The following is a 23,582-nucleotide window of genomic DNA, read 5'->3' as shown; positions in this document are numbered from 1 at the left end:
AAGGGATTTATGAGAAAGAAAAATATTGTTGTCGTAGGTTTTCAATGGGGAGACGAGGGGAAAGGAAAAATAGTCGATTTATTAGCTAAGGATGCGGACATTGTAGCCCGTTATCAGGGCGGAAATAATGCAGGGCATACCGTCGTCAGTGGAGATTTAAGTCTTGTATTCAGGCTCGTTCCATCCGGAATATTAAACGACAAAAAAATTTGTATTTTGGGTAACGGTGTCGTCATTGACCCGATGGTTTTATTGGAAGAACTGAATACATTACGAGAAATAGGGATAAATATCAAAGATAGGTTTTTTATTTCATACAAATCGCATATAATAATGCCGTATCATAAAAGGTTAGATATAGCAAGGGAAAGGCTTAGGGGAGCCGGCATGATCGGGACGACCGGAAGGGGCATAGGTCCGACGTACGAAGACAAGGTCGCAAGGCTCGGCATACGCGTCGCGGACTTATTTGATAGGGATTTATTGTATGAAAAAATTGCATTAAGTTTAAAAGAAAAAAATTATCTCTTCAAAAACATTTTAGGTGAAGAGGTATTTAATCCGGATGATTTAATAGAAAAATATTTGGAATACGGCACAAAAATAAAAGAGTTTTTAATCGACTCGTCAAGCTATATCAATAAGAAGCTTGAAGATGGGTTAAACATTATGCTTGAAGGGGCACAAGGGACGTTTCTAGATGTAGACCACGGCACATATCCGTATGTTACTTCATCTAATACCGTTGCAGGTTCGGCTCTTTCGGGTGTCGGTCTGGGACCTACGAAAATTGATGAGGTAATAGGTATAACAAAGGCATACACAACGAGGGTGGGAGAGGGTTATTTCCCCACCGAGCTTAAAGGAAAGGCCGGCAGTTTAATAAGAGATAAGGGTGAGGAGTTCGGCTCGGTTACCGGAAGGCCGAGAAGATGCGGCTGGTTTGATATTAATTTGATTAAAGAAGCAAAGCGTTTAAATGGTGCTACCGGAATGGTTATAACTAAATTAGACGTGCTATCCGGGTTAGAGAAAATAAATATATGCACGGGTTATATGTTAAACGGTTCCGTCATAGATCATCTGCCTTATTCCGTAGCAGATTACAAAAAGATAATTCCTGTTTATAAAGAAATGCCGGGATGGGAAGGAGAAATATCTAACATAAAATCCTTTAACGATCTTCCGGTCAATTCTCGGAAATATATTTTAAAAATAGAGGAACTTACCGGTTTGCCTGTCAATATTATATCTGTAGGTAAAGAAAGAACGCAGACCATAACCTTAAAAAGCATCTTTTAGGACGGTTAATTGTATTGCGAGCAATTTTATAATACGACATTATCGCCGGATTATTCTCTCGAAGTACGATTTATGGCTTTTCAGTCATATTTGACCGCCCCTCGTCTTTTTCGCCAGCTGAATGATATGGGATATTCTTTTGCCGATAAAACCGTAGCCGACATCGGAACCGGATTAGGAATATTGCCGTATTTGCTTAAAAATGAAAATGCCTTGAATATTATAGGTATAGATATAGATAAAAATTCCTTAATGGCGGCGCTTTCGACGACGCATGCCGAAAATATCGGCTTTATAAATGCGGACGGACACAATATGCCCGTTAAAGATTGCACTTTTGATATAATTTTTTTAAGATATATTTTTCAGCATGTAAATCTATCCGCTTGTTTTCTTTCCGAGATAAAAAGGACGATGAAAGGTGGAGCGACATTAGTCGCAATAGATGTAGACGACTCCTTAAACGTATTTTACCCCGATTTGCCGGATAGTTCTAAAAAATTATTCAAGGCTTATTTTGAATATCAAAACCTTAAAGGCGGTGACAGGTTTATTTCAAAAAAACTACCGGCTTTTTTATCATCTACCGGCTTTTCAGAAATAAAAGTGAAGCCTTACGCTACGGTATTTTTTAAAGAAAAAGACGATCGTTTCCATTTTCAAGCATTAAAAAATGCCTTCTTATTAGTTCAAAATGAACTGGAGATTATAAAAAATGAACTTTTCAATAGAAAGCTTATCGGCAGATTAGAATTTCATAAAGGTTTAAACGATTATTTTAAATTCTTAAATTCGGAGGATAATCTATTTATCTCTAAAACCGAGTTTTTAATAATGTGTAAAAAATGATTGGATGAAAACGGAATTTTGGGCTTTTATTGCGATAAATCATAGAGAGATTTTGAAATTTACAAGACAGAGGTCAAGGCTTATTACCGATCTTTCCAGACCGGTCATATGGCTCTTGTTCGTCGGTTTCGGGATATCCACGATGGTTACGATCAAGGGCGGCTCTTATATGCAGTTTGTTTTTCCCGGCATACTCGTCATGACCGTTCTTTATAGGTCTATTTTTTCGTCTATCTCTATAATCTGGGACAGGGAGTTCGGAGTTCTTAAAGAGATACTTGTTTCACCCATTTCGAGAAAAACGTTCGTGCTGGCAAAAATTACGTCGGGAGGTATTATCAGTACGATTCAGGCAATAGTGATACTTGCATTTGCACCGTTTTTGGGAATACAGATAACGGTGAATGTTTTTATTCTTACGGTACTGTCGCTTTTCTTAATTGCGTCTTCAGTCACGGCATTTGGAATAGTGATAGCTTCCAGAATGACCTCTTTCGAGGGTTTTAACGCTATAATTAACCTGATAGTTCAACCTATGTTTTTTATCAGCGGAGCCCTTTATCCGATAAAGGGATTTCCTATTTTTTTAAAAATACCCGCTTATATTAATCCGGTCACATATTCGGTAAATTTGCTGAGGTATATTTTTTTTCATAACAAAAAAATATCTTTTTTTACGCCTGGAACATCAATCTTATTAGATTTATCTTTTATTTTTTTCTTTTTAGTTTTAATGGTCGTCCTTTCCGACTATTTTTTTGAAAGAGAAGATAATTAAACGATTCCATAATTTGAAAACATGAGAATTAAATTTTTTAATGTTTTAAAAAAATCGATAAGAAAAATAAAGGTCAAAAAGCCCTTTAAAAAGAACGGCTTTGTTATATTTCAGATTGATGGTCTCTCTTATAAGGCGATAAGAAAGGCATTATCGCTTAAGCTGATGCCCCATTTGCAAAAAATGATCGATTTGGGCGATTATTCTTTTGGAAGGTATTTTACGGGGGTTCCGAGCGACACGCCCTCTTTTCAGGCAGGACTTTTGTACGGCGATAATAATGACGTGCCGGGGTTCAGATGGATAGAGAAAGAAACCGGACGCGAGATAATATTTAAGCAGCCCGATAGCGCCGGCATGGTCGAGGAGTTGCTTGCCGGAAAAAAACCGGGGCTTTTGACCGGCGGCTCAAGTTATGTCAATCTTTTTTCGGGCGGAGCATCGCGCTCCACTTTTACCCTCTCCACATTCTCTATTCGTTATTTGTTCAAAAGAAAGGTTCGTAACTTTGATATTTTTATAGTATTTATTTTTCATATTTTTACCTTTTTAAAAACATTTTTATATGTATTTTTCGAATTTTTGTTAGAAATATGGGAACGAATTATGGATGCCGTAAAAAAAAGAAAAGTCCGCCCGGAAGGTTTTTTCCCGTTTGCAAGGGCAATGTCCAATGTTATATTTAAAGAAATAGAAACATTCGGGGCAATAATGGATATATCGCGGGGTGTCCCTTCTATTTATTTGAATTACATAGGATACGACGAGCTTTCTCATCACAGGGGGCCGTACTCACTCAGTGCTTTAAGAACGTTAAAGGCCATAGATAGAAAGATACATCATATTTACAAGGAAATATCTAATTCGGAAAGGAATTATGATTTTTTTATCATATCCGATCATGGACACACCCCGTCTGTCCCTTTTTCCGAATTGAATAATGGCAAAAAATTAAAGTCAGTGATTGAGGATTGTGTACAGGCGGATAATATTAAGATTTTTGAATTCGATACCGGATATAATATTTTTTTTAAGCAATTGTTTTTATATATAAGCGATTTTTTCAAGAGAGGTACCTGTAATAAAATTTTGAATAAGGTTTTTGGCAGGATAGAATCACGCGAAGCAAACGAACGCGAAAAATATGACGAAAAATTGAGCTGGGAGAGGAGTAAAATAGTGTACATTATGAATTCTGGTCCAATGGCTAATGTATATCTTTCAGGTAAGACGTCGAAAGTGTTTGTCGAAGAAATAGAAAGGAATTTTCCGAAACTAATAGACATATTGGCGAATACACCGGGTATAGGGTTTATTATCGGAATGAACGGTAATGCCGAGGTTGTTGCATATGATAAAAACTTTAAAAAATTTCATAATCTCTCCCGCTTTTTTAGCGACAATGCAAAGTCGTGTGCAACGGTGAGAAACATTATAAATAATTATGAAAACGACAAAGAAAGGAATGATGCGTTTTCATCCGTGGAAAGGTTTTGTAAATTTAAAAACTCAGGGGATATAATATTATTCGGAGAATACGACGGCGACAATGTGGTCAATTTTGAAAATCAAATGGGTGCTCACGGAGGCATAGGCGGCGAACAGAATATTCCGTTTGCCGTTTGGCAGAAGAGTATCTCATTAGATTTCAGAGCCGTTAATAATTCTTGCAAAATTTATGAATTTTTGTATAATAATTACGTAAAGTAATTTTCCATTTTTAAATAAATGTTACCGGTAAAAATAATGTACATCTGATGTCCGAATTAAGACAAGATCCTACTACGAGAGAATGGGTTATAATTTCTACGGAAAGAAGAAGAAGACCGCATGAGTTCGACAGTACTTCTTCTTCTAAAAAAGATGCCGTTTCAAACCTTTCGGAATATTCTTCCGATTGTCCGTTTTGTCTCGGTAATGAATATCTTTCTCCGCATGAACTGGCATCTTATAGGACATTCGGGACAAAACCTAATTCGAAGGGGTGGTGGGTCAGGGTAGTTCCAAATAAATTTGCCGCTCTTTCTCTTGACTATGGGAATAACATTGCTTCTAACGAAAAAACAAGGGGTATCAATACTGACTTTACCGGATATTTTTTCCCGAGGGCAATGGAGGTTTTCAGGGTAAAGCCCGGGATAGGCACCCATGAAGTTATTGTCGATACGCCAAAACACAATGAGCAGATGTCCTTTTTTTCGGATAAACAGGCTCAAGAATTATTTTTAATGTATAGAGAAAGATATTTGAGCTTAAATAGCAATCCCAAGTTCAAATATATCATAATATTCAAAAATCACGGCGTAAATGCCGGAACATCTATTGTCCATTCGCATTCTCAGGTTATTGCCACTCCGATAATCCCTCTATCTTTAAGGAACAATATATCGCAGGCAAGGTTTTATTACGACGAGGTTGGCAGGTGTATCTTTTGCGATATGATACAGTCTGAAATAGTTGACGGAAGGAGGATTATTTTACGGACGGACGATTTTATCGTTTTTCATCCTTTCGCATCGGCAAGCCCATTTGAAACATGGATAGCTCCTTTATCCCATGAGCCGAGTTTTGCAAATGTATCCGTGGAGAAAGCCAAAACCCTCGGTGTTGTCGTGAAAAAAGTTCTTAAGGGTATGTATCAGGCGTTAAACGACCCTGACTATAATTTTGCATTTAATAATTCACCTATTGCAGACGAAAAAGAGGATTATTATCACTGGAGTTTGAGGATTATTCCAAGGTTAACTATGAAAGCCGGTTTCGAGATCGGAACGGGCATGTCTATAAACACGGCTATTCCGGAAGAGACTGCTGAATTTATGCGGGGGTTTATAAAAAATTTATGATCAATATTTTAGAACGGTATGACTCTGTAATTTTTGATTTGGACGGAACTCTGATAGATTCTTTTGAAGCTATTAATGAGGCTTTTAATGAAGTTTTTTCAACATTTAGGGATAGAAAGATATCCTTTAAAGAATCTAATTCTTATGTGGGCGTTCCCCTTGAGGGTCTTCTCGGAGAACTTTTCGGGAAAGAAAATCAGGATGAAGCTATAGATATTTTTAGAAATAAATATAAAGAGGTATGTTTCGAAAAAACATCTCTGATTAAAGGAGTCAAAGAACTACTTGTTTACCTGAAGAAAAAAGGGAAGTCTTTGAGCATTGCGACGAATAAGACGGGGTCCATCTCCAGGGAACTATTGGATTATCTAAAAATAAACGTCTTTTTCGATTATGTTTACGGGGTGTATGACGGGTTTGAGGGAAAACCTTCTCCTGAAATAATACATGAAATAATCAAAAAGACCGGCATTTCTGAAATATCGACCATACTAGTCGGGGATTCTCCCATAGACATAATGACCGCGAAAAATGCCGGTATTCCGATTTTTAGCGTTGCATCCGGAAATCATTCCTATGATGAACTTGAGACCTACAATCCGGATTATTTATCTATTTCTATTTCCGGATTGGCATCCGGTGACGGAAAATGATTCATATCGGAGAAATAGATTATCTGAATACGTATCCGATATATTATTATTTAAAAAAGAATATTTCGGATAATCCGGAAATAAATTTTTTGGAGTTTGTTCCGGGTACGCCTGCTTTTTTGAACAGAGAGCTTCAATGCGGTAACGTAGATATAAGCCCTTCGTCGTCGTTTTATTATATTTTAAATTATGAATCTTCTTATATCTTCAGTGATCTTTCCATAAGTTCTAAGGAAAGGGTGAAGAGTATATATCTGTTTTCGCCTATACCGATAGAGGATTTTAAAGATGATGAGACCATATATATAACCCCCGAGACGCTTACATCTTTAAATCTATTAAAGGTTCTATTGGCGGAAATTTATAAGTTAGATTTAGCTAAACTTAACTTTATTACCTTGCCTCCCAACGACAGGCTCGAATTAGATTTAAAATTTAGCGGTAACGAAATCCATGGGGGGAGTTTTTTGCATATAGGAAATAATGCGCTGAAATTTAAAAGATATATTTCCGAAGACTATTTCGCTTACGATTTAGCGGATTTATGGTATAAGTTTACGGGCTATCCCTTTGCTTTCGCACTTTTTATTATGAGAAAGAATTCTTATAATGCCGATAAAGGTGAATTCGATATTCTTCATAAATATCTTATAGCCTCTAAGGAAAAAGCCGTTTCAGGGTTTAAAGAAGTTGCTGTCTCAATATTGGGACGAGATAAATATAAATTTATATCTTATGAAGAGCTTATGGATTATTGGACGGAATGCCTTAGTTTCGATTTTGGAGAAAAGGAAATTGAAGGCTTTAACATTTACTCCGATTTATTATATAAAAATAAGCTGATACCGTCCATCCCAACTCTCAATTTTGTCTAAAATTTTCAGGAGGGTTCTTTAATCTCCGGCAGTATAAACGAAAAAATAAATCCGTTGCCGAGGCTGCTCTTTATCACCGCGCTGCCATTGAGGAGTATAAGAGTATGCTTGACGATCGCAAGCCCAAGCCCCGTTCCTTTATGCCCGGCGGTATGCGAGCTGTCGACCCTGAAAAATCTTTCTCCAAGCCTTAGAAGATTGGTATAATTAACACCTACCCCCGTATCTTCTATAGAAAAGAAAAGGAATTTTTCGCAACCTTTTTTTGACGAAAGATTGTTCCACAAGATAGAAGCCTCTTCATACTCCGATATAAAGCTGTGTGCCGTTTTTGCATCCATGATATACCCTTCCAATTTTACAATACCCCCTTTTTCCGTATATTTTACAGCATTTTGAATCAGGTTCGTAACAATCTGGTTAAATTTTGAGGAGTCTGAAGTAAACGATACATCTAAGATATTATTATTTATATCTATATACTTCTCTTTTACCTCCTTTTCGAATAGAATCAAGGAGTTTTCCACGCTTGATTTAATATTTATTTTTTCATATTTTACGGGTGATTTCCCTGTTTCCGTGTTGGTAAGGGTTATCAAGTCGTCTACAAGATAATTAAGCTTTTTCGTATGATGTTCTATTATATTTATAAATTTAATACTGGTTGCGCGATTTTCAATTGCGCCGTTTTTTAAAGTTTCCGCAAAACCCATTATAGCGGTAATGGGAGTTTTTATTTCGTGGGATATATTTTGAATAAATGTTGTTCTCGCATTTTCAATTTTTTGAAGGTATGTTGCATCTTTTACTATAACGGCATATTCATCGGATGTGCCGATTTTAAATATCGTGCAGTTGACTGTTTTTTCTTCTGCTCTATCGAAGTATTTAATTTTTTTTTCTATAAAATGAATATCGTTATTTGCGATTATGCTGTCTACCAAAGAATTAAGTTCGAAGCTCCTTATCAAAAAGTCAAATCTTTTAATGTTTGCAGGTGTTACCGCCGACCTGATATTTTTATTAAAGGCGGGGTTTACGAATATAACATTTTTATCCCGGTCAATGACGGCTATACCGTCATTCATATTGTTAAGCACCTCCAAGTATCGGTTTATTTCTTTTTCATGCTCCTTTAACTTATTTTTAGCGAATAAGGTTTTAATCAATATATTTTCATTTATTTTTCTTGATAAAAAAATATATAAAAAAAATATAAATAATGATAATATTGAAATATAAAATATAAACGACAGTGAATAATCCATAGATGAATTTTATATTATATTATTAACATTTTCCACAAAAATTAATGAACAAAAAAATAAAAAATGTAAAAGTCAGTGTTTTCACGGTACTACTTTCATTTTCTATCATTCCGTATTTTGACAATTCTTTCCGATTTTCAACAGAGATTAACAAATTCATGTTTAATATAATAATTAAGTTTAAAGAGATAGCGAAATATCCGGCATATCAGGAGAATATTGCATGTATGAATTAAAGGTTACATCCGGTTTTTCGTCTGCCCATGCCCTGAAGGGATATAATGGTAAATGTGAAAATATCCACGGGCATAACTGGCAGGTCGAACTCATAACGGTATCGGATACGCTTAACGATATAGGTTTAGTTATAGATTTTAAACTGCTTAAAAAATACCTAAATGAAATAATGGAGATGCTGGACCATAAATTTATAAATGAAATAGAGTTCCTTAACGGCCTCAATCCATCCGCAGAGAATATTGCAAGGTTGATATACGAGGAGTTTGAAAAAAAGATTAGGGTCGGCAAATACGCCAATATCGGCGTAAAAAGGATAAATGTTTACGAGACCGCTTCTTCTATGGCATCTTATTATAAAAGCTGATAAAGTTTATTAATGGAGCATTAAAAGGGCAACACGTAAAATAAATTGACTATAGATAATACTATTGTGAAACAGAAAAATAATCTTTATTATTATATTGCAGGTTTAATTTTAATAGCATCCGTTTTTGTATTTTTTTTATTTTATATAACGGTTGCAGGGAAAGAGAGAAAGCTAAATTTAGCGGTAAGCGGTAAGATCAATAAACTTAAAAGCGTGCAGAGAAATATTGCTAAAAATATAGATGAAGTGAAGGATATAAAGATTACGGCTTTAAGATATGGGCATTCTCTAAATGAAAATTTTGAATATTTTGCTTCCGGGATTGCAGGGGCGTCCAAAAAGTATAAAATAAAGTTAAATTATGTTAAATTAATTCGTATAAAAAAAAGTAAGGATATAAATCGTTATTCTTTTAAAATCGCTGGACACGGGAAACCTGTAAATATATATTTATTTATAAAGATATTAGAATTTAACTACAATATCATATTAGAAAAATTTACAATAACTAAAAGCAGGCGGAATACCGATTACGCCTCGTTTAAATCCGATTTATTCGTATATGCTATTAAAAAAGAGGCAGTCTTACAGAGTATAACAAAATTAAAGGGTAATCTTGCACCTCCGCCGGAACGAGGCGGTATGATAAACCCGTTTGTTTACGTAGCTCCCGTCGAAAAACCCGTTAAAAAAATGGGGAAGCATATTGTTATATATAAAAAGAACATCACTGAGAGTGCTCATAAAAAAATATCAAGAATATTGCATGAATCTAAGTCTGAAGAGTCAGACGGTTATAATAAGAAAGGGGTTTTATTATTCTTAAGGGGTGATTTTAACGGGGCAATGGCTTTGTTTAAGCGTGCTATCGTCTTAAATCCACACAATTATAAGGCATTGTCTAATGCCGCTCTTGATAATTACGAAAGAAAAGATTACAATGATTCCATCTTTTACGCAAAAAAGGCATTAAGGCAAAAAGAATTATGGCAAATTAATTTTATACTTGGATTGGCTTATTTACGAAATAAAAATTTTTCCGCAAGCCTGTATTATTTCAAAAAATCGTCAAGGTTAAATCCCTTAAACGATAAAATTAAATATTATTTAAATATTGCAAGAAATAAACGATAAATGTTAATGAAATTATTTTATGAATAATATTATTTTATTGAGGTAATTTAATTATGAATGTTAATATTAAAAAAGTAATAACTTACGGAGCAGTTTTATTTTTATTTTTATTGTTAATTCAGGCAGGCGTTAAGAGCGGTTATGCTTTTACCACTATTACCATTATGCCGGGCAAGCTGAATAACCTTAGAATAAGTGCGCCCAAAAGGGTAGCGGCAGGGAATAAATTTAAGGTAAAAATAGTAGCATTGGACAATTACGGGAATATTATTGCGGATTTTTCTAAAAAATACGAAGGATTAAACATAGGAATAAGCGTAGGTAATAGTTATAACACGGAACGATTGAACATTCCGGCGTCGGAATTTAAAAACGGAATCATTAATTTTAATCTTTCGTATAAAAAAGCGGGGAAGATAACCGTCTCATCTTCTTTTGAAGGGATTCAGGATTCAAGCCTGCCTATACATATAATACCGGGTGCTTTTCATAATTTAAAAGTAATTTCTCCGGAAAAGGCAATAGCCGGAGAGCCTTTCGGCGTAAAGGTGTATGCCGTGGATCAATACGGCAATCCGGTTGATTTTATGCCTAAACCTAAGGGAAGTATAAAAATATACCTTACCGGCGATAATTTTAAAATTCGTCCGAGGGTTGTTCCCACCGGTTATATAAAAAACGGTATGGGGAAATTTAGTTTTATTTCGGACAGGTCGGGTTTAAGCCAACTTAATTTTGAAATGAATTACGATGGGGTGAATCATGTTTTTATCGGTAAAGATATCGATATAATGCCATCTTCTTTTAATAAATTTCTTATATCGACCAATATTTCAGAGGTTCCCGCGGGTAAGCCCTTCATTATTAAAATTATTGCCGTAGATAAATATCGTAATGTCGTCAGCGGTATAAGCGGGGTAAAAGGGAAGGTCAAATTGGTATTAGTTTCCTCAAGGGGCATTGAAAGAAGCAGTTTATTCAGTTTCAAATCTTTCAATAAAGGTATTGCTTTGGTCAAGACCGTATTTAATAAGGTCGGTACATTTTCTATATATGCAAAACCGGCAGGGGTAAGCTTAATAAAACTTAAGAAGCCCGAGTCGGTTAATAATAAAATACCGGCGAAGAGTCTTCTTTTATATAAGTAATCTATGCTATTATTTACAGATTACTTTCCGGTTTAAAAAACAAGAAAAAAGTGTTATACTGGAGAACACACGTGTATTGGCAATTAGGCGGCATAGCCAAGCGGTAAGGCAGAGGTCTGCAAAACCTTTATACCCCGGTTCAAATCCGGGTGCCGCCTCCATATATATATTATGAGGTATCGGTTTGTATGTATGAGATAATAGTAAAAAAAAGTTTAGGGGAGGGGGTAAATTTATACGGCATATATGCTCCTGACATTGCCTCAAAAGTTTTACCGGGGCAGTTTGTGATTTTAAGGGTTAGCGATAAAGGCGAAAGAGTGCCTATTACTGTCGCTAATGCCGATAAAAAAGAAAAAACCATCACCATAATGGTTCAGACGCTCGGAAAAACAACTCACATGCTTAGCGAATTGAACGAGGGGGATAGTCTATCCGACGTAGTCGGTCCACTTGGAGTTCCGACGGAAATCGAGAAATTCGGTACCGTAGTATGTATAGGCGGAGGTTTTGGAATTGCCGCGGTTTATCCTATAGCTAAAGCGTTGAGAGATATTGATAATAATGTTATTTCCATAATCGGAGCAAGAAGTAAAAATCTTCTTTTAATGGAAGACGAAATGAGATCGGCGAGCAGTGAAATCCTCATTGCGACAAATGATGGTAGTTACGGCACGAAAGGAATTGTTACGGATGTTTTGAGGCGGCTTATATATGAAGACAACTTGCCGATTAATAGGGTTGTTGCAATCGGACCGGTGATTATGATGAAGGCAGTAAGTGATTTGACAAGGGAGAGACATATAAAGACCGTGGTTAGTTTAAACCCAATAATGATAGACGGAACCGGCATGTGCGGCGCATGCAGGGTTCTTGTGGATAATAAAATTAAATTTGCCTGTGTGGACGGACCGGATTTTGACGGTCATCTTGTCGATTTTGATAATCTTATGAGTAGGCTTAAATTTTATAAGGAAGAGGAAAAGGCTTCCTACGAGTGCCATATGAAAGAGCACCATAACAAGGTATAATGGATAAAAACGAAAGCAAACCTATTGACGCAAAGGAAAGGCTTAAAATTAAAAGGCACGAGATGTCTTCTCAACCCTCCAAGGAAAGAAGGCGTAATTTCAAGGAAGTTCCGTACGGATATTCCCCGGAAGAAGCAGTAGAAGAGGCAAAAAGATGTATACGGTGTAAAAAACCTTACTGCATCGAAGGGTGTCCGGTTAATATCAACATTCCGGCATTTATAAAGCTTATCGAGGACGGAGATTTTCTTGGGGCGGCAAAAAAAATCAAAGAAACTAATTCTTTGCCGGCGATATGCGGCAGGGTTTGTCCCCAGGAGGATCAGTGCGAAAAGGTTTGTATCGTAGGTAAAAGAAAGGATACACCGTCCGTTGCAATAGGCAATTTAGAACGGTTTGCCGCAGATTACGAGGCTGAGTATGGCAATATCCATATTGAAGTAAAAACCGAAAAAGATAAAAAAATAGCGGTAGTCGGGGGTGGACCCGCAGGTCTGACCGTAGCTGGTGATTTGCGTAAAATGGGGTATTCCGTTTCGATATTCGAAGCGCTTCATCAGATTGGCGGTGTTTTGATGTATGGAATTCCGGAGTTTAGGCTTCCGAAAGATATTCTCATTAGAGAACTGAGTGTCCTTAAGGATATGGGCGTTAAAGTGTTTACGAATGCGGTCATAGGTAAAACGATTACCGTGGATGAACTTCTTGAAGAAAGGGGTTATGATGCCGTTTTCATAGGAACCGGCGCAGGGACACCTAGATTTCTTGATATTCCGGGTGAGGAACTTAACGGGATTTATTCCTCAAACGAGTTTCTTACGAGAGTTAATTTAATGCGCGCATATAATAAATCGGAATACGATACGCCTATTAAAATCGGAAAAATGCTTGTAGTTTTCGGTGCGGGCAACACTGCAATAGATTCGGTAAGGACGGGGTTAAGACTTGGATATGACGATGCAAGGGTTTTTTACAGACGGTCCAGAAAGGAGATGACGGCAAGGCTTGAAGAGGTTCGTCATGCGGAGGAAGAGGGAATTAAGTTTGAATTTTTAATAAACCCTGTTAGATTTATAGGAAACGAGAGTCAGAATGTTACTGCGGTAGAATGTTTAAGGATGGAGCTTGGAGAGCCCGACGAAAGCGGAAGGAGAAGACCCGTTCCGATAAAAGGCTCCGAGTTTACTACAAGCATAGATGCCGCGGTTATAGCTATAGGGACAAATGCAAATCCCATTGTTCCAAACTCTACGCCAGGGATGGATTTAAATAAATGGGGACATATAATTGTGGACGAAAATACGGAAAAAACCACTAAAAAAGGGGTTTTTGCCGGTGGAGATATATCAACAGGGGCGGCAACGGTAATACTTGCTATGGGGGCAGGTAAAAAAGCCGTCGTTGCCATAAATGAATATTTAGAAACGGGTATATGGTAGGTTTTTAGATTATTAATATCGTTATTCGCTGCACATTTTTTGATTAGTTTAGCCGGGGTGGCGGAAGTGGTAGACGCAAGGGACTTAAAATCCCTCGGAACTTAGTTCCGTGCCGGTTCGATTCCGGCCCTCGGCACCATAAAAAACTTATATATACCAACTGATTTAATAAGTTGCCAATCTCTTATTTGATCCATGTTTCTAAATGAAGCTAATGCCTTTTGGTTGCCTGCTATTCTCTTGGATTCTTCAGGCATATAACCTGCTGGTGCTACGTATTATTAAGAGGCCAATTTAATCTTTGCGTAAGCTCGTAAGCTCAATAACTTCGACCCTCGTTAATTTTACTTTTCCAAACAAAATATTAAATAATTTATCTTTACTCATTAATAAAGAAGCATAAAAGTTATCGTTTTTGTTTTACAGGTCATCTTTTAATTTCTCTATGAAGTCGGGATTCATATCTGATGGTATATTTTGTTTATCAGAATCGGATTTGAATATTTCACTTCACCGGTAAATAGCCCATTAGGGTTTATATCGTTAAATTTATTCATAATATTGAAAGAATATTAATTTCGGATGTAGTCAATAATGATCTGCCTGATATAGAATATATAATTCTCGGTTTTATATCCTGCACTGTAGGGTTACGTCTTAGAACAGGAGCCATTGGAAAATCGTTTTTTGCAATGCAACTTGCCATGTGTTTGGCTGATACCACCGGAACAACAAATATGCTCAGTTTGGTTAGTAGTAAGAGATGTAAAGTCGGATATGTAAATGCCGAAGATCCTGAATTGATACTAAAATACAGAATTAAAAATATTGCCACCAAAAACATATTTGCATCCGTTTGTATCACGGATAAATATAATGCATAGGCGGAAAATAAATCTATTCTTAAAGCTTTAGACGAAAATCTTGATATTGTCTCTGTTGCCGGCAAACAATTTAACCTAATGAGTAAAACATTTGGCAGTGTAACACCAAACGATCATTGAATAGACTGGCTTACCCGATTCTCAGAAAACAAACTATTAGTAGTTTTAGATACATTTTTCAGAATACATTAGGTCGATGGCAACGATAACAGCAGGTTTGTTATGCAAATGCAATCACTTACTCCGGAAGAAACTAATTCTTTACCAATTGACATAGCGGAACAGAAACTTTATGTAAACTTAATTATTCAAAACCCGTTGATGAATTGTATATGAAAAAAAACAAATACAGGAATTTGGGGGGGGGAATGATATAATGCATCAGGAAATCGCAAATAATATAAAAAATGGACTTAAAATGAAGCGTGATCAATTTGAAACAAGATGGACGGCAGGCAGGTTAACAAAACATAACGAATAAGGATAAGATCATGAGAGCAAAGCGATCCACGATCTTATCCCGTGGCTGGATGATTGGACAAATCTGTTAGGAATGAGTATAAGCAGTGATATTATACTCCGCAAGAAGTCAGTGAGTTATTGGCAGAAATCACCACCTTGGGTAAAAAATCGGTCAACAAAGTTTATGATCCCGCCTGCGGCTCCGGCTCTCTGCTGCTTAAATTTGACAAGGTTCTTGGCAAAGAAAATGTGCAGATAGGGTTTTTCGGGCAGGAGATCAACCTCACCACCTACAACCTCTGCCGGATCAATATGTTCTTACACGATATCAACTATGATAAGTTTGATATTGCCTACGATGACACCCTCACCGATCCCCATCACTGGGACGATGAACCCTTTGATGTCATTGTCTCCAATCCGCCTTATTCAATCCATTGGGAAGGCGATGCCAATCCTTTATTGATTAATGACCCTCGTTTTTCTCCTGCCGGAGTTTTGGCACCAAAAAGTAAAGCAGATTTAGCTTTTACCATGCACCCTGAATTCCCGAAAAGATGTAACGAGGAATAATGGGGAGATTGTATATGGCAGCTATTGTGTATCAGACCAATAAAAAGTCAGGGGTCACTTATGCGTATGAGTCGATCTCTTATTGGAATAAGGATAAGCAGCAATCCAGAGCAAAACGCAAATGCATTGGACGGGTGGATCCAAAGACACAGAAGATTGTTTCAACCGAAAAAAGAAAAATATCTCGCAAGAAAACCAAACGTGGACCGGTGCCGGTCACATGGACGGCTCGCTGTTTCTACGGGGCTACCTATCTCTTTGACCGGATCGGTGAGGCTACCGGAGTGACGGAGGATCTGAAGAGATGTTTTACCGAGGGTTACAGACAAATCCTCTCCATTGCCTATTACCTGATCCTGGAGGATAAGAATCCCTTGAGTCGTTTTCCCCATTGGGCTCTACTCCACAGACATCCCTATGGTAAGAGTATCTCTTCCCAGAGAAGCAGTGAGCTCTTCGCATCTATCACCGAGGAAGCCAGGCAACGATTTTTCCGGCTTCAGGGAAAACGACGGGTGGAGAATGAATATCTGGCTTATGACAGCACATCTATCTCAAGTTATTCAAAATGCTTCAGACAGGTTCGCTACGGCAAAAACAAAGATCATGAGCATCTGGCACAGATCAATCTAACCCTGCTCTTTGGGCAACAATCCCGCTTACCATTTTATTATCGAAAGCTGGCAGGGAACATTCCCGACGTGAAAACACTAAGAAAACTGTTGGCTGACATGAACAGATTGGGCTATAAGAAGATCAAGGTTGTTATGATCGTGGCTTCTTCAGTGCAGCCAACATCAATGATATGTACAGTCATCATATGAAGTTCCTGATTGCCGCCAAGCTGTCCCTGAAGCTTATAAAGACACATCTTAACACTGTTGGTGACAAGATGCGCAATTGGGCGTATTATAACCGGACATACCAACTCTATTGCTATTCGCTGCCGATAGTATGGAACTATGTACATGATCGCCCCTACAAAGGTGACGCAATCAAAGCGGATCGTCGAATGTATCTTCATCTCTATTATTCACCGGAACGGGCACTTGAGGAGGAAAAAGTCTTTAACGGCAAAATGGCAGATTGGCAGGAAGAATTGAAAAGCGGCCGGCTCAATCCGGATAATGAGAAGCAGCATGCCAAATACTTTGAGGTGAAAAGCACGCCGGTTCGAGGTACGAAGATTGTAGCCAAAGAAGAAGCCGTTGCAGAGATAAAACGCAAATACGGTTATTTTGCCCTTTTAAGCAACGATATAAAAGACTCAGTTGAGGCGCTTACGATCTATCGGAACAAGGATGTTGTGGAAAAAGCCTTCGATAATCTGAAAGAACGACTGAATCTGCGCCGTGCGGCTGTCTCATCGGAACAAAGCCTGGACGGCAAGCTCTTTATGCAGTTTATTGCCCTTATCTTTCTATCCTACATCACAAAAAAGATGCAGGAAAACAATATGTTCAAAGACCATACCTTACAGGAGGTTTCCGATGAGCTTGATGTCATCGAATGTTTTGAATCGCCGGGGTGTCAGCTAAAGGTCGGAGAAACAACAAAACGGCAGATGAATCTCTACACCAAATTGGGTGTCACTCCGCCTGCCTCGTTACAATAACACGGGAATTTAGGTTTAAGGTATTTTCAATAGTTACGGGTTTTGGTGTAGTCATTTTGATCGGTAAGCACGGCTACAATATCCAATACTGAAAACCACCATTTGGCGTTTTCTTCGTCCCAAACAGCACGCACTTCGCGGTCGTCAAAAAAACGTATGGATATTTTTGCATTACTCATAATTTAAATGTTGTTTATTCTGCCACTCTATAATTTTTTGTTCAAATTTACGATAATTTTATCTTGTATTCACTGTCTATTGTATCTTGTTGCAATGACCGCCAACGGACAAGTGTATGAGCAGTGGCGGGGTTTTCCGCACTTCTGTTCATTTTTGTACCGTTTTAACTTTATTCATATTCATTTCATTTTTAGTACTTTACCCGCCATTGCTTATACACAATGTTGTAGCCAGTGTTTATTTTCCATTTAGTTTTTTCCAAATTTTTTTATAATCTTCTCCTGACAATCTGCTATTGTTTGGAACAGAGTTATTCCATATCATTACATCTTGTCTTCTCAACCATTCTGAAATTTGAGATGCTGTAACACTGAAAATATTATCATTACCTATCGATTGTTTATAAAAATAACCTAGTTTGTTAGCTATACTGCGGGGAACATTATTTTTTCTCATCAATACACCTTCGTCAGTATTAACTCCGTAATGTAAATATGCAGGTAAATTAGCCATTTTATTTTTTTCCAATTTGCTTAAATTATCCCAATCAATCCCACTTGTTGGCATCTTCTGTAATGCAGCTAATCCCCAAGTAGCCGCATTTGCAATAACTTTATACAGTGCTTTTGTAGTTTTTTGAATCGCCTGATTATCCCTTGGAAAAATTCTTGCCGAAATATCTGAAATAGTTCTACCATTTACCCAATCAATAATTAATCGAGCAATACTTGAATGCGATATTGATTGACCACTTGTAGTAATATCCTCAATTGACTTTCTTATTTCATAAGTATTCATCATAATACCTACAAGTTCTCTCATACTGTTATTATGTTCTGAGAATAATTGGCCTTTTTGCCAATCTTGTGGTGTTAAATTAGTTTTTGCTAATCTTTTAATCATTTGTTTAATTGAAACTGTTGAAAATCCTGTCTCATCAGATTTATTAGCATCAGAAACAGTAATGTTTCGTGCATATCTACGAATATTTTCTTTCAGAAATTGTTTTTTATCTTCTGATAACTGTCTATAACCAAAGGTGCTTTGTAATTTTTGTTCTAATTGAGATAAAAATTCATCCAATTGTTGGGTTTGTCTTCTTAAATGAGAAATATATTGAAGAATCGCAGACCATCTTTCATCAATAAATAACCATCTTGCAAAGTCTTCATCTGCTCTTTGCAGTGCAGAATCTATTGCACCAACCAATTGAGATAATAAATCATCAGAAGCTTTTTGAACATAATTGGTTATATCAAATAAATCATTATCATTTCGTGCAGCAATTCCAATCCAACCCATATTGTTTTGCCCAGTTCTCCCAACACGTCCGGCTAAATTCCAAAAATCTCTAACTGGCATTGAACCTATAAACGGATAATTATAAGCTCCCATAATAACAGCTGAAACTGGGAAATTAATTCCTTGTGCAATTGTCGTTGTCGAAACCAATGCTTGTAACTTACCTTTATTATTCATTAAATCTTCTATTAAAAATCTAATTTCATCAGGTAATGCTGAACTATGGATTGCTATTCTTCGTTTTAAATATTTTGCCAATGGAAAATCTTCACCCAATTCACTTTCAACAAAACGAATTAACAAATCAATATCCTCGTCATCATCAAAATTATCAATTGAAGCATCATATAAATAATCTGCTATTGAGTAAGTGTCATTTATCCTTGATGCAAGAACAATTATAGGTGAATTTATATCTAAAATTTGGGCAGATAGATGAGATGCAATCTTTAATTTTGAATTAATTTTTGATTTTGTTAATTCCACATCTTCACAGTGAAGTAAAGGAATATTTTCTCCTATTTCATAAGTTCCTTTATTTGTATGCAGGGTCTTTAATACAAAATCATAATTTCTGCCTCGTCCATCAATTTGAATAGCACCAATAACTCGCTCATTAGGTTGCCACCAATCCAAATCCAAGTTGATTACTTTTCCTCTGTCACCTGCCAACCAATTTACTACTTCATTGGAATTAGAAATGTCGGGTGTCATTAAAAGAAAATTAACATCTTCACAATCATTTTTGATGGTTGAGAGTAATAACTCTAATGTTAATCCTCTTGTTTTTTCTTCTAAATTGTGTGCTTCATCTACAATTGTTAAAACAAGTGGTCGTTCTTCCGTTGTTCCCAAACCTTGCCTGACCAAAAGATTCATTTTTTCATAAGTAGTAACTAAAATATCAAAATCTGTTTGATTTCCTTTTTCTTCTACTAAATGTTGTTCAAAGCCATCTAATTCAATGGCACCACTTGCTTTTTCAATTTTTAATCCGATTTTACCAAAATCATTATTTAATTGTAAAAAGATTTGGTTTACCAAGGTCTTTGTTGGCACTAAATAAGCTATCCAAGCTTTTTTATTTTGCTGTCCTCCAAATTGGTTTAATGCTTGTAAAATCCTATATTCTGCAATTAATGTTTTACCACTCGATGTTGGTAAATTTAACACAATTGCTCTATGTGCCGGATTTAGCAATTCACCTCTAACAATTGATTCTTTTTGAGGATAAAGCAATTCAAATATATTATTACTACTTTCTTTGGTAATAAATTCATTAAATTTTGTAACCCAATTATTTATGCCTCTTGTGGAGTGCCATATGGTATTTCTAATTAATTTTAAGGCAAATCCTTCAAAAAATTGAAACAATAATGATAAAGTAATGTTACCTGATTTATTTGCAAACTCTTTTGAAATATTAGTATGGTAGTTTATTTGGGTTTCCGGTTCAATAGGGCGACCTTCAATTAAATATTGCCCAAGAATTTCTATACTTTTAGAAAAATGATACAAAGCAACTAATTCAGCCGCTGCATAAGGACGGCTATTATCTTCAAATCTTAAAAGGTAAATGGCTTCAAATTCTTCCTGTCCTTGCCTTAAACTATTTATATACTCAACAGCTTGATTTATTTCTTCCCACGAATCTTTTTTTATTAAATGATATATTGCCTTAAATGAAATTATTAATAATCGTTTACTCCAATCTGTTTCATTGGATAAAGATTCAAATATTTCTGTATTATTTTTAATATATTGTCTTATAAAATGCCAATTTTCGCCAAGGTATCCGAAAGCAAATAGTTTTATCTGCTCATAAATAAAGTATTCATTATCTATATTAACAGGAAATAATACGGCAATATCAAAATATGTAGAGCACAAACTTTTGAAAGTTTCATTATCTCTTTCCTCCCAATACTCAACAATTTTTAATTCGCATAATTCTTTTGCTTTATTTAACCTAATGATTTCTTCATCTGTTAAATTGATATTATTGAAACGCTTTGATAATTTTCCTTTTTGAATAAGCGTTCCAATATCCTGCAACAAATCAGAATATAAATCTTCTAATATTTTATATTTATTTTGAACGCTCATTCTTCACTTCCATTTATTGTTTTTAACCAGTCACTACTATTGATTGGAGTATACAAAGCTAATAATTGTAAACCTGTTGGTTCCAATATATCTCTTTTTAATCTGTCATAACTTGGCAAAACATCCCGTTTGTTCGGTTCAATATTCCTTACCAAGACCCCTATAAGTTGATATTTATTATTTTCGGAATAATAGCTTTTTATTCCTTCATTCAAATCAATTTTGAATTGATGATTATCAGGAAACAATTTAGCTTTACTTTTTAAATAGGTTATTAGTATTAACCGTTTACTTGGATTGTTGTATAAATCTAACAATTGCTTTTCGATTCCATCAGAATAAGTCATTACTTGCGGTGGTCTTCTATTTTCCGATGATGTTTTTACCTCTCCAAAAAGGAATAGAATTTCTCCATCTATTTCAATAAAACCAACCAAGTCTGCTCCAGGTTTATTTCCTTTTGGATTTCTAGAATCTCTCAATTCATTCCAATGAAACCTGCAAGAAAAATGTTCTTCTAATATTATTCCAGCATAAGCTTCACTAACCCTGAAAATTCTTTCATCAATCTCTTCACTTTCGAGAGTTTGAATATCAATTAAAAGTTGTTCACTTACCTTAAAACCTGTTTCAGATTGTAAAGCCCGTAACTTTTCAAGTGTATCTTCCCTTTCTTCCCTATCAATAAGGTTATCCTTAACAGCTCCTTGTAAGTGTTCACGGCATTCTGTTTCAGTTACAGACACCCCCTTATATCCTCGATTAGTTGTTTCAATATTTTGATATTCAATATTCATATTTCTTCCATTTTCTCACATTGGCTACAACGTCTGTATATATCCTATTGTGTATATCCCACCAATTTGGCGGGGTAACAACAATTGTTGATATTTTTTTTACCATTATACCACTTTCCGCTGATCCTTATCGTATTTCAGATACGCTCCGAACTTCTTGCCGGCTTTGCTGGTGAGTCCATTGACAGGCACCTTCTCTCCCGCAATGATCTTTTTAGCTTGAGCTTCCGTGATAGCCTTTTTGGCTATCGTTTTCCAGATAACGAATCTGCACCCGCCATCTTCACTACGCCAGTTTGAGCATCCGTATGCCTTTTTGCTTTCTACCACATCACCTTTGCATTCCGGACATTTTCCTAAAACATTTGTATCCATATTTCTATCTCCTTTTGTAGCTTTTTTACCTGCTTTTGCCGAGGATCCAGCAGGCAGGCTTAATTTAAGTGTATCTGAAAATTTAACAAGATCGTTCAGATAAGCAACAACATCTTGCATGAATTGTTCTCTTGTTTCTTTGCCTTGTACGATTTCCTCGAGTCTTTGTTCCCATAAAGCTGTATAGTCGGGTTTTGTTATCTTGCTGCCATTTAAGCTGTCTATGAGAAATATGCCTTTTTCTGTCGGAATGAGCATTTTCTTCTTACGGAGAACATATTTTCTTTTTAACAAAACTTCTATAATCTGTGCTCTTGTGGCAGGTGTTCCTATGCCTGCGTTCTCTTTGAGAATATGCTTTAATTGTTTGTCGTTAACAAATTGATTAGCGTTGGTCATTGCATTCAGCAGCTTTGCTTCGTTGTAGTTTGCCGGCGGTTTGGTCTGCTTCATTTCACTTATGATTTTTATCAGCTGCAATAGCTCTCCTTTTGCCACAACAGGCAGAAAATTGTCCTTTTCCTGTTTGAAAAAGTTATAAACCTCTTTCCATCCGCTATCGGTTACGACTTTGCCAACGGCAGTGAGCATTTGACCGTTCGCTTCGGCAAATACTGTTGTCTGCGTATATCTGTATGCAGGATAGAATGCAGCAATGAATCTGCGTGTGATCGGATCCAATATCTTTTGCTCGTTTGCCGATAGATTAGTGTCTGCCTATCGGGCATTTGAGGTATTAAAGCATGATGATCGGTGAGCTTGGATTTGTCGAACACCTTTTTGCCGACATTCAGATTAGTCCGATCAGTCGGATACCTACTACTTATGAAATTGATAATCTTCTTGCAGTTTGCTTTTGTGCCGGATGTCTTATCAAGATATTGGCTTTCGGTGCGCGGATATGAAGTGCAGTGTTTTTCATACAAACTTTGGGCTATGTTAAGTGTTTCCTGTGCCGACAATCCGAATATTCTGTTTGCTTCCTGCTGCAATGTGGTGAGGGAGAACAGCTTAGGAGCATTAATTGCTTTACCTTCATTAGTTATCTTTTGAACAACTGCCGTTTGATCGGTAAGCAGAGAGACTATCTCATCGGCATGGCTTTTGCTTTTGATCTTGTTGTCGCAATTATCATGATCGCAGCTAACCCAATTGAAACGAATGTTTTTATTTGTATCGGCAAATACAAGCCAATAGTCCTGCGGCTTAAACGATGCTATTTCCTTTTGCCGGCTAACTATTAACGCAAGAATGCAGGTTTGCACCCTGCCGAGAGACCGCTTCCTATTTTGTGTAAGCCATTTTTATTAATCTGATTATACACCATTTTACCTTATATATCCATTAAGTCTATCTTT

General features: G+C 36.4%; 17 protein-coding genes, 2 tRNA genes and 4 pseudogenes. 17 read left to right on the top strand and 6 right to left on the bottom strand.

Annotation, left to right across the window (positions count from 1 at the left end; translation table 11 throughout):
* The first annotated feature begins 9 nt into the window (after positions 1-9).
* The 7 genes from ACMCNP_RS03490 (at position 10) to ACMCNP_RS03460 (ending at position 7,303) form a co-directional block, all read left to right on the top strand.
* Positions 10-1,302: an adenylosuccinate synthase gene (locus ACMCNP_RS03490; protein WP_419313866.1), complete on the top strand. Its 1,293-nt coding sequence runs from the start codon at positions 10-12 to the stop codon at positions 1,300-1,302.
* 72 nt (positions 1,303-1,374) lie between these two features.
* Complete coding sequence (locus ACMCNP_RS03485; protein WP_419313864.1) at positions 1,375-2,151, top strand: class I SAM-dependent methyltransferase; 777 nt, start codon at positions 1,375-1,377, stop codon at positions 2,149-2,151.
* 4 nt (positions 2,152-2,155) lie between these two features.
* Positions 2,156-2,929, top strand: coding sequence for an ABC transporter permease (locus ACMCNP_RS03480; protein ID WP_419313861.1), 774 nt, complete (start codon positions 2,156-2,158; stop codon positions 2,927-2,929).
* 21 nt (positions 2,930-2,950) lie between these two features.
* Positions 2,951-4,639 carry an alkaline phosphatase family protein gene (locus tag ACMCNP_RS03475; RefSeq protein WP_419313858.1) on the top strand — a complete coding sequence of 563 codons (1,689 nt, stop codon included), beginning with the start codon at positions 2,951-2,953 and terminating at the stop codon, positions 4,637-4,639.
* 47 nt (positions 4,640-4,686) lie between these two features.
* The gene (locus tag ACMCNP_RS03470; RefSeq protein ID WP_419313856.1) at positions 4,687-5,775 is read left to right on the top strand and encodes a galactose-1-phosphate uridylyltransferase; all 1,089 of its coding nucleotides are present in this window, start codon (positions 4,687-4,689) and stop codon (positions 5,773-5,775) included.
* Positions 5,772-6,428, top strand: coding sequence for an HAD family hydrolase (locus ACMCNP_RS03465; RefSeq protein ID WP_419313853.1), 657 nt, complete (start codon positions 5,772-5,774; stop codon positions 6,426-6,428). The genes ACMCNP_RS03470 and ACMCNP_RS03465 overlap by 4 nt, the downstream gene beginning before the upstream one ends.
* Positions 6,425-7,303: a menaquinone biosynthetic enzyme MqnA/MqnD family protein gene (locus ACMCNP_RS03460; RefSeq protein WP_419313850.1), complete on the top strand. Its 879-nt coding sequence runs from the start codon at positions 6,425-6,427 to the stop codon at positions 7,301-7,303. Before ACMCNP_RS03465 ends, ACMCNP_RS03460 begins: the two co-directional genes overlap by 4 nt.
* A gap of 5 nt (positions 7,304-7,308) precedes the next feature.
* Here the strand turns inward: ACMCNP_RS03460 and ACMCNP_RS03455 are convergent, their stop codons facing one another.
* On the bottom strand, positions 7,309-8,571 hold the full coding sequence (locus ACMCNP_RS03455; RefSeq protein WP_419313847.1) for a sensor histidine kinase: 1,263 nt from the start codon (positions 8,569-8,571) through the stop codon (positions 7,309-7,311).
* 223 nt (positions 8,572-8,794) lie between these two features.
* On the opposite strand from ACMCNP_RS03455, the gene queD reads away from it, so the two are divergent.
* The 10 genes and pseudogenes from queD to ACMCNP_RS03405 all read left to right on the top strand — a co-directional run bounded on the left by queD (position 8,795) and on the right by ACMCNP_RS03405 (position 17,464).
* Entirely contained in the window at positions 8,795-9,175 is a 381-nt protein-coding gene (queD, locus tag ACMCNP_RS03450) for a 6-carboxytetrahydropterin synthase QueD (protein ID WP_419313845.1), read from the top strand.
* Between the two features lie 66 nt (positions 9,176-9,241).
* Positions 9,242-10,312: a tetratricopeptide repeat protein gene (locus tag ACMCNP_RS03445; RefSeq protein ID WP_419313843.1), complete on the top strand. Its 1,071-nt coding sequence runs from the start codon at positions 9,242-9,244 to the stop codon at positions 10,310-10,312.
* A 53-nt stretch (positions 10,313-10,365) separates the two neighbouring features.
* On the top strand, positions 10,366-11,460 hold the full coding sequence (locus tag ACMCNP_RS03440; protein ID WP_419313840.1) for a hypothetical protein: 1,095 nt from the start codon (positions 10,366-10,368) through the stop codon (positions 11,458-11,460).
* Positions 11,461-11,546: 86 nt separating this feature from the next.
* Positions 11,547-11,621 (top strand) — tRNA-Cys (locus tag ACMCNP_RS03435).
* Positions 11,622-11,648: 27 nt separating this feature from the next.
* Entirely contained in the window at positions 11,649-12,491 is an 843-nt protein-coding gene (locus tag ACMCNP_RS03430; RefSeq protein ID WP_419313837.1) for a sulfide/dihydroorotate dehydrogenase-like FAD/NAD-binding protein, read from the top strand.
* Complete coding sequence (gene gltA, locus ACMCNP_RS03425) at positions 12,491-13,930, top strand: NADPH-dependent glutamate synthase (RefSeq protein WP_419313834.1); 1,440 nt, start codon at positions 12,491-12,493, stop codon at positions 13,928-13,930. Before ACMCNP_RS03430 ends, gltA begins: the two co-directional genes overlap by 1 nt.
* Before the next feature lie 51 nt (positions 13,931-13,981).
* A tRNA-Leu gene (locus ACMCNP_RS03420) sits at positions 13,982-14,069 on the top strand.
* Between the two features lie 388 nt (positions 14,070-14,457).
* Positions 14,458-14,814, top strand: coding sequence for an AAA family ATPase (locus ACMCNP_RS03415; protein ID WP_419314380.1), 357 nt, complete (start codon positions 14,458-14,460; stop codon positions 14,812-14,814).
* Between the two features lie 570 nt (positions 14,815-15,384).
* Positions 15,385-15,816 (top strand): annotated as a pseudogene (locus ACMCNP_RS03410) (N-6 DNA methylase); the annotation flags it as partial.
* A gap of 47 nt (positions 15,817-15,863) precedes the next feature.
* Positions 15,864-17,464 (top strand): annotated as a pseudogene (locus tag ACMCNP_RS03405) (IS1634 family transposase).
* Between the two features lie 29 nt (positions 17,465-17,493).
* On the opposite strand, the pseudogene ACMCNP_RS03400 reads toward ACMCNP_RS03405, so the two are convergent.
* From ACMCNP_RS03400 to ACMCNP_RS03380, 5 genes and pseudogenes are all read right to left on the bottom strand, one after another.
* A pseudogene (locus ACMCNP_RS03400) lies at positions 17,494-17,643 on the bottom strand (cell filamentation protein Fic); the annotation flags it as partial.
* A 238-nt stretch (positions 17,644-17,881) separates the two neighbouring features.
* Complete coding sequence (locus ACMCNP_RS03395) at positions 17,882-21,052, bottom strand: DEAD/DEAH box helicase (RefSeq protein ID WP_419313831.1); 3,171 nt, start codon at positions 21,050-21,052, stop codon at positions 17,882-17,884.
* Positions 21,049-21,849 (bottom strand): hypothetical protein, encoded by an 801-nt coding sequence (locus ACMCNP_RS03390; protein ID WP_419313828.1) that lies wholly within the window; start codon positions 21,847-21,849, stop codon positions 21,049-21,051. Before ACMCNP_RS03390 ends, ACMCNP_RS03395 begins: the two co-directional genes overlap by 4 nt.
* Before the next feature lie 105 nt (positions 21,850-21,954).
* Positions 21,955-22,905, bottom strand: a complete 951-nt coding sequence (locus tag ACMCNP_RS03385) for a type IA DNA topoisomerase (protein WP_419313826.1) — start codon at positions 22,903-22,905, stop codon at positions 21,955-21,957.
* Positions 22,788-23,501, bottom strand: a pseudogene (locus ACMCNP_RS03380) (DNA topoisomerase); the annotation flags it as partial. The pseudogene ACMCNP_RS03380 and the gene ACMCNP_RS03385, both read right to left, overlap by 118 nt.
* Between the last annotated feature and the right edge of the window lie 81 nt (positions 23,502-23,582).

The organism is Candidatus Acidulodesulfobacterium sp. H_13, assembly GCF_048541835.1.
Classification (GTDB): domain Bacteria; phylum SZUA-79; class SZUA-79; order Acidulodesulfobacterales; family Acidulodesulfobacteraceae; genus QIJE01.
Note: the sequence above shows the minus strand (reverse complement) of the source record. Positions and strands in the feature narration are given on the sequence as shown.

Excerpts from the sequence above, each read along its gene's own strand:
- ACMCNP_RS03490 (WP_419313866.1), top strand. The coding sequence starts at position 10 with ATGAGAAAGAAAAATATTGTTGTCGTAGGTTTTCAATGGGGAGACGAG.
- ACMCNP_RS03485 (WP_419313864.1), top strand. The coding sequence starts at position 1,375 with ATGGCTTTTCAGTCATATTTGACCGCCCCTCGTCTTTTTCGCCAGCTG.
- ACMCNP_RS03480 (WP_419313861.1), top strand. The coding sequence starts at position 2,156 with ATGAAAACGGAATTTTGGGCTTTTATTGCGATAAATCATAGAGAGATT.
- ACMCNP_RS03475 (WP_419313858.1), top strand. The coding sequence starts at position 2,951 with ATGAGAATTAAATTTTTTAATGTTTTAAAAAAATCGATAAGAAAAATA.
- ACMCNP_RS03470 (WP_419313856.1), top strand. The coding sequence starts at position 4,687 with ATGTCCGAATTAAGACAAGATCCTACTACGAGAGAATGGGTTATAATT.
- ACMCNP_RS03465 (WP_419313853.1), top strand. The coding sequence starts at position 5,772 with ATGATCAATATTTTAGAACGGTATGACTCTGTAATTTTTGATTTGGAC.
- ACMCNP_RS03460 (WP_419313850.1), top strand. The coding sequence starts at position 6,425 with ATGATTCATATCGGAGAAATAGATTATCTGAATACGTATCCGATATAT.
- ACMCNP_RS03455 (WP_419313847.1), bottom strand. The coding sequence starts at position 8,571 with ATGGATTATTCACTGTCGTTTATATTTTATATTTCAATATTATCATTA.
- queD (WP_419313845.1), top strand. The coding sequence starts at position 8,795 with ATGTATGAATTAAAGGTTACATCCGGTTTTTCGTCTGCCCATGCCCTG.
- ACMCNP_RS03440 (WP_419313840.1), top strand. The coding sequence starts at position 10,366 with ATGAATGTTAATATTAAAAAAGTAATAACTTACGGAGCAGTTTTATTT.
- ACMCNP_RS03430 (WP_419313837.1), top strand. The coding sequence starts at position 11,649 with ATGTATGAGATAATAGTAAAAAAAAGTTTAGGGGAGGGGGTAAATTTA.
- gltA (WP_419313834.1), top strand. The coding sequence starts at position 12,491 with ATGGATAAAAACGAAAGCAAACCTATTGACGCAAAGGAAAGGCTTAAA.
- ACMCNP_RS03395 (WP_419313831.1), bottom strand. The coding sequence starts at position 21,052 with ATGAGCGTTCAAAATAAATATAAAATATTAGAAGATTTATATTCTGAT.
- ACMCNP_RS03390 (WP_419313828.1), bottom strand. The coding sequence starts at position 21,849 with ATGAATATTGAATATCAAAATATTGAAACAACTAATCGAGGATATAAG.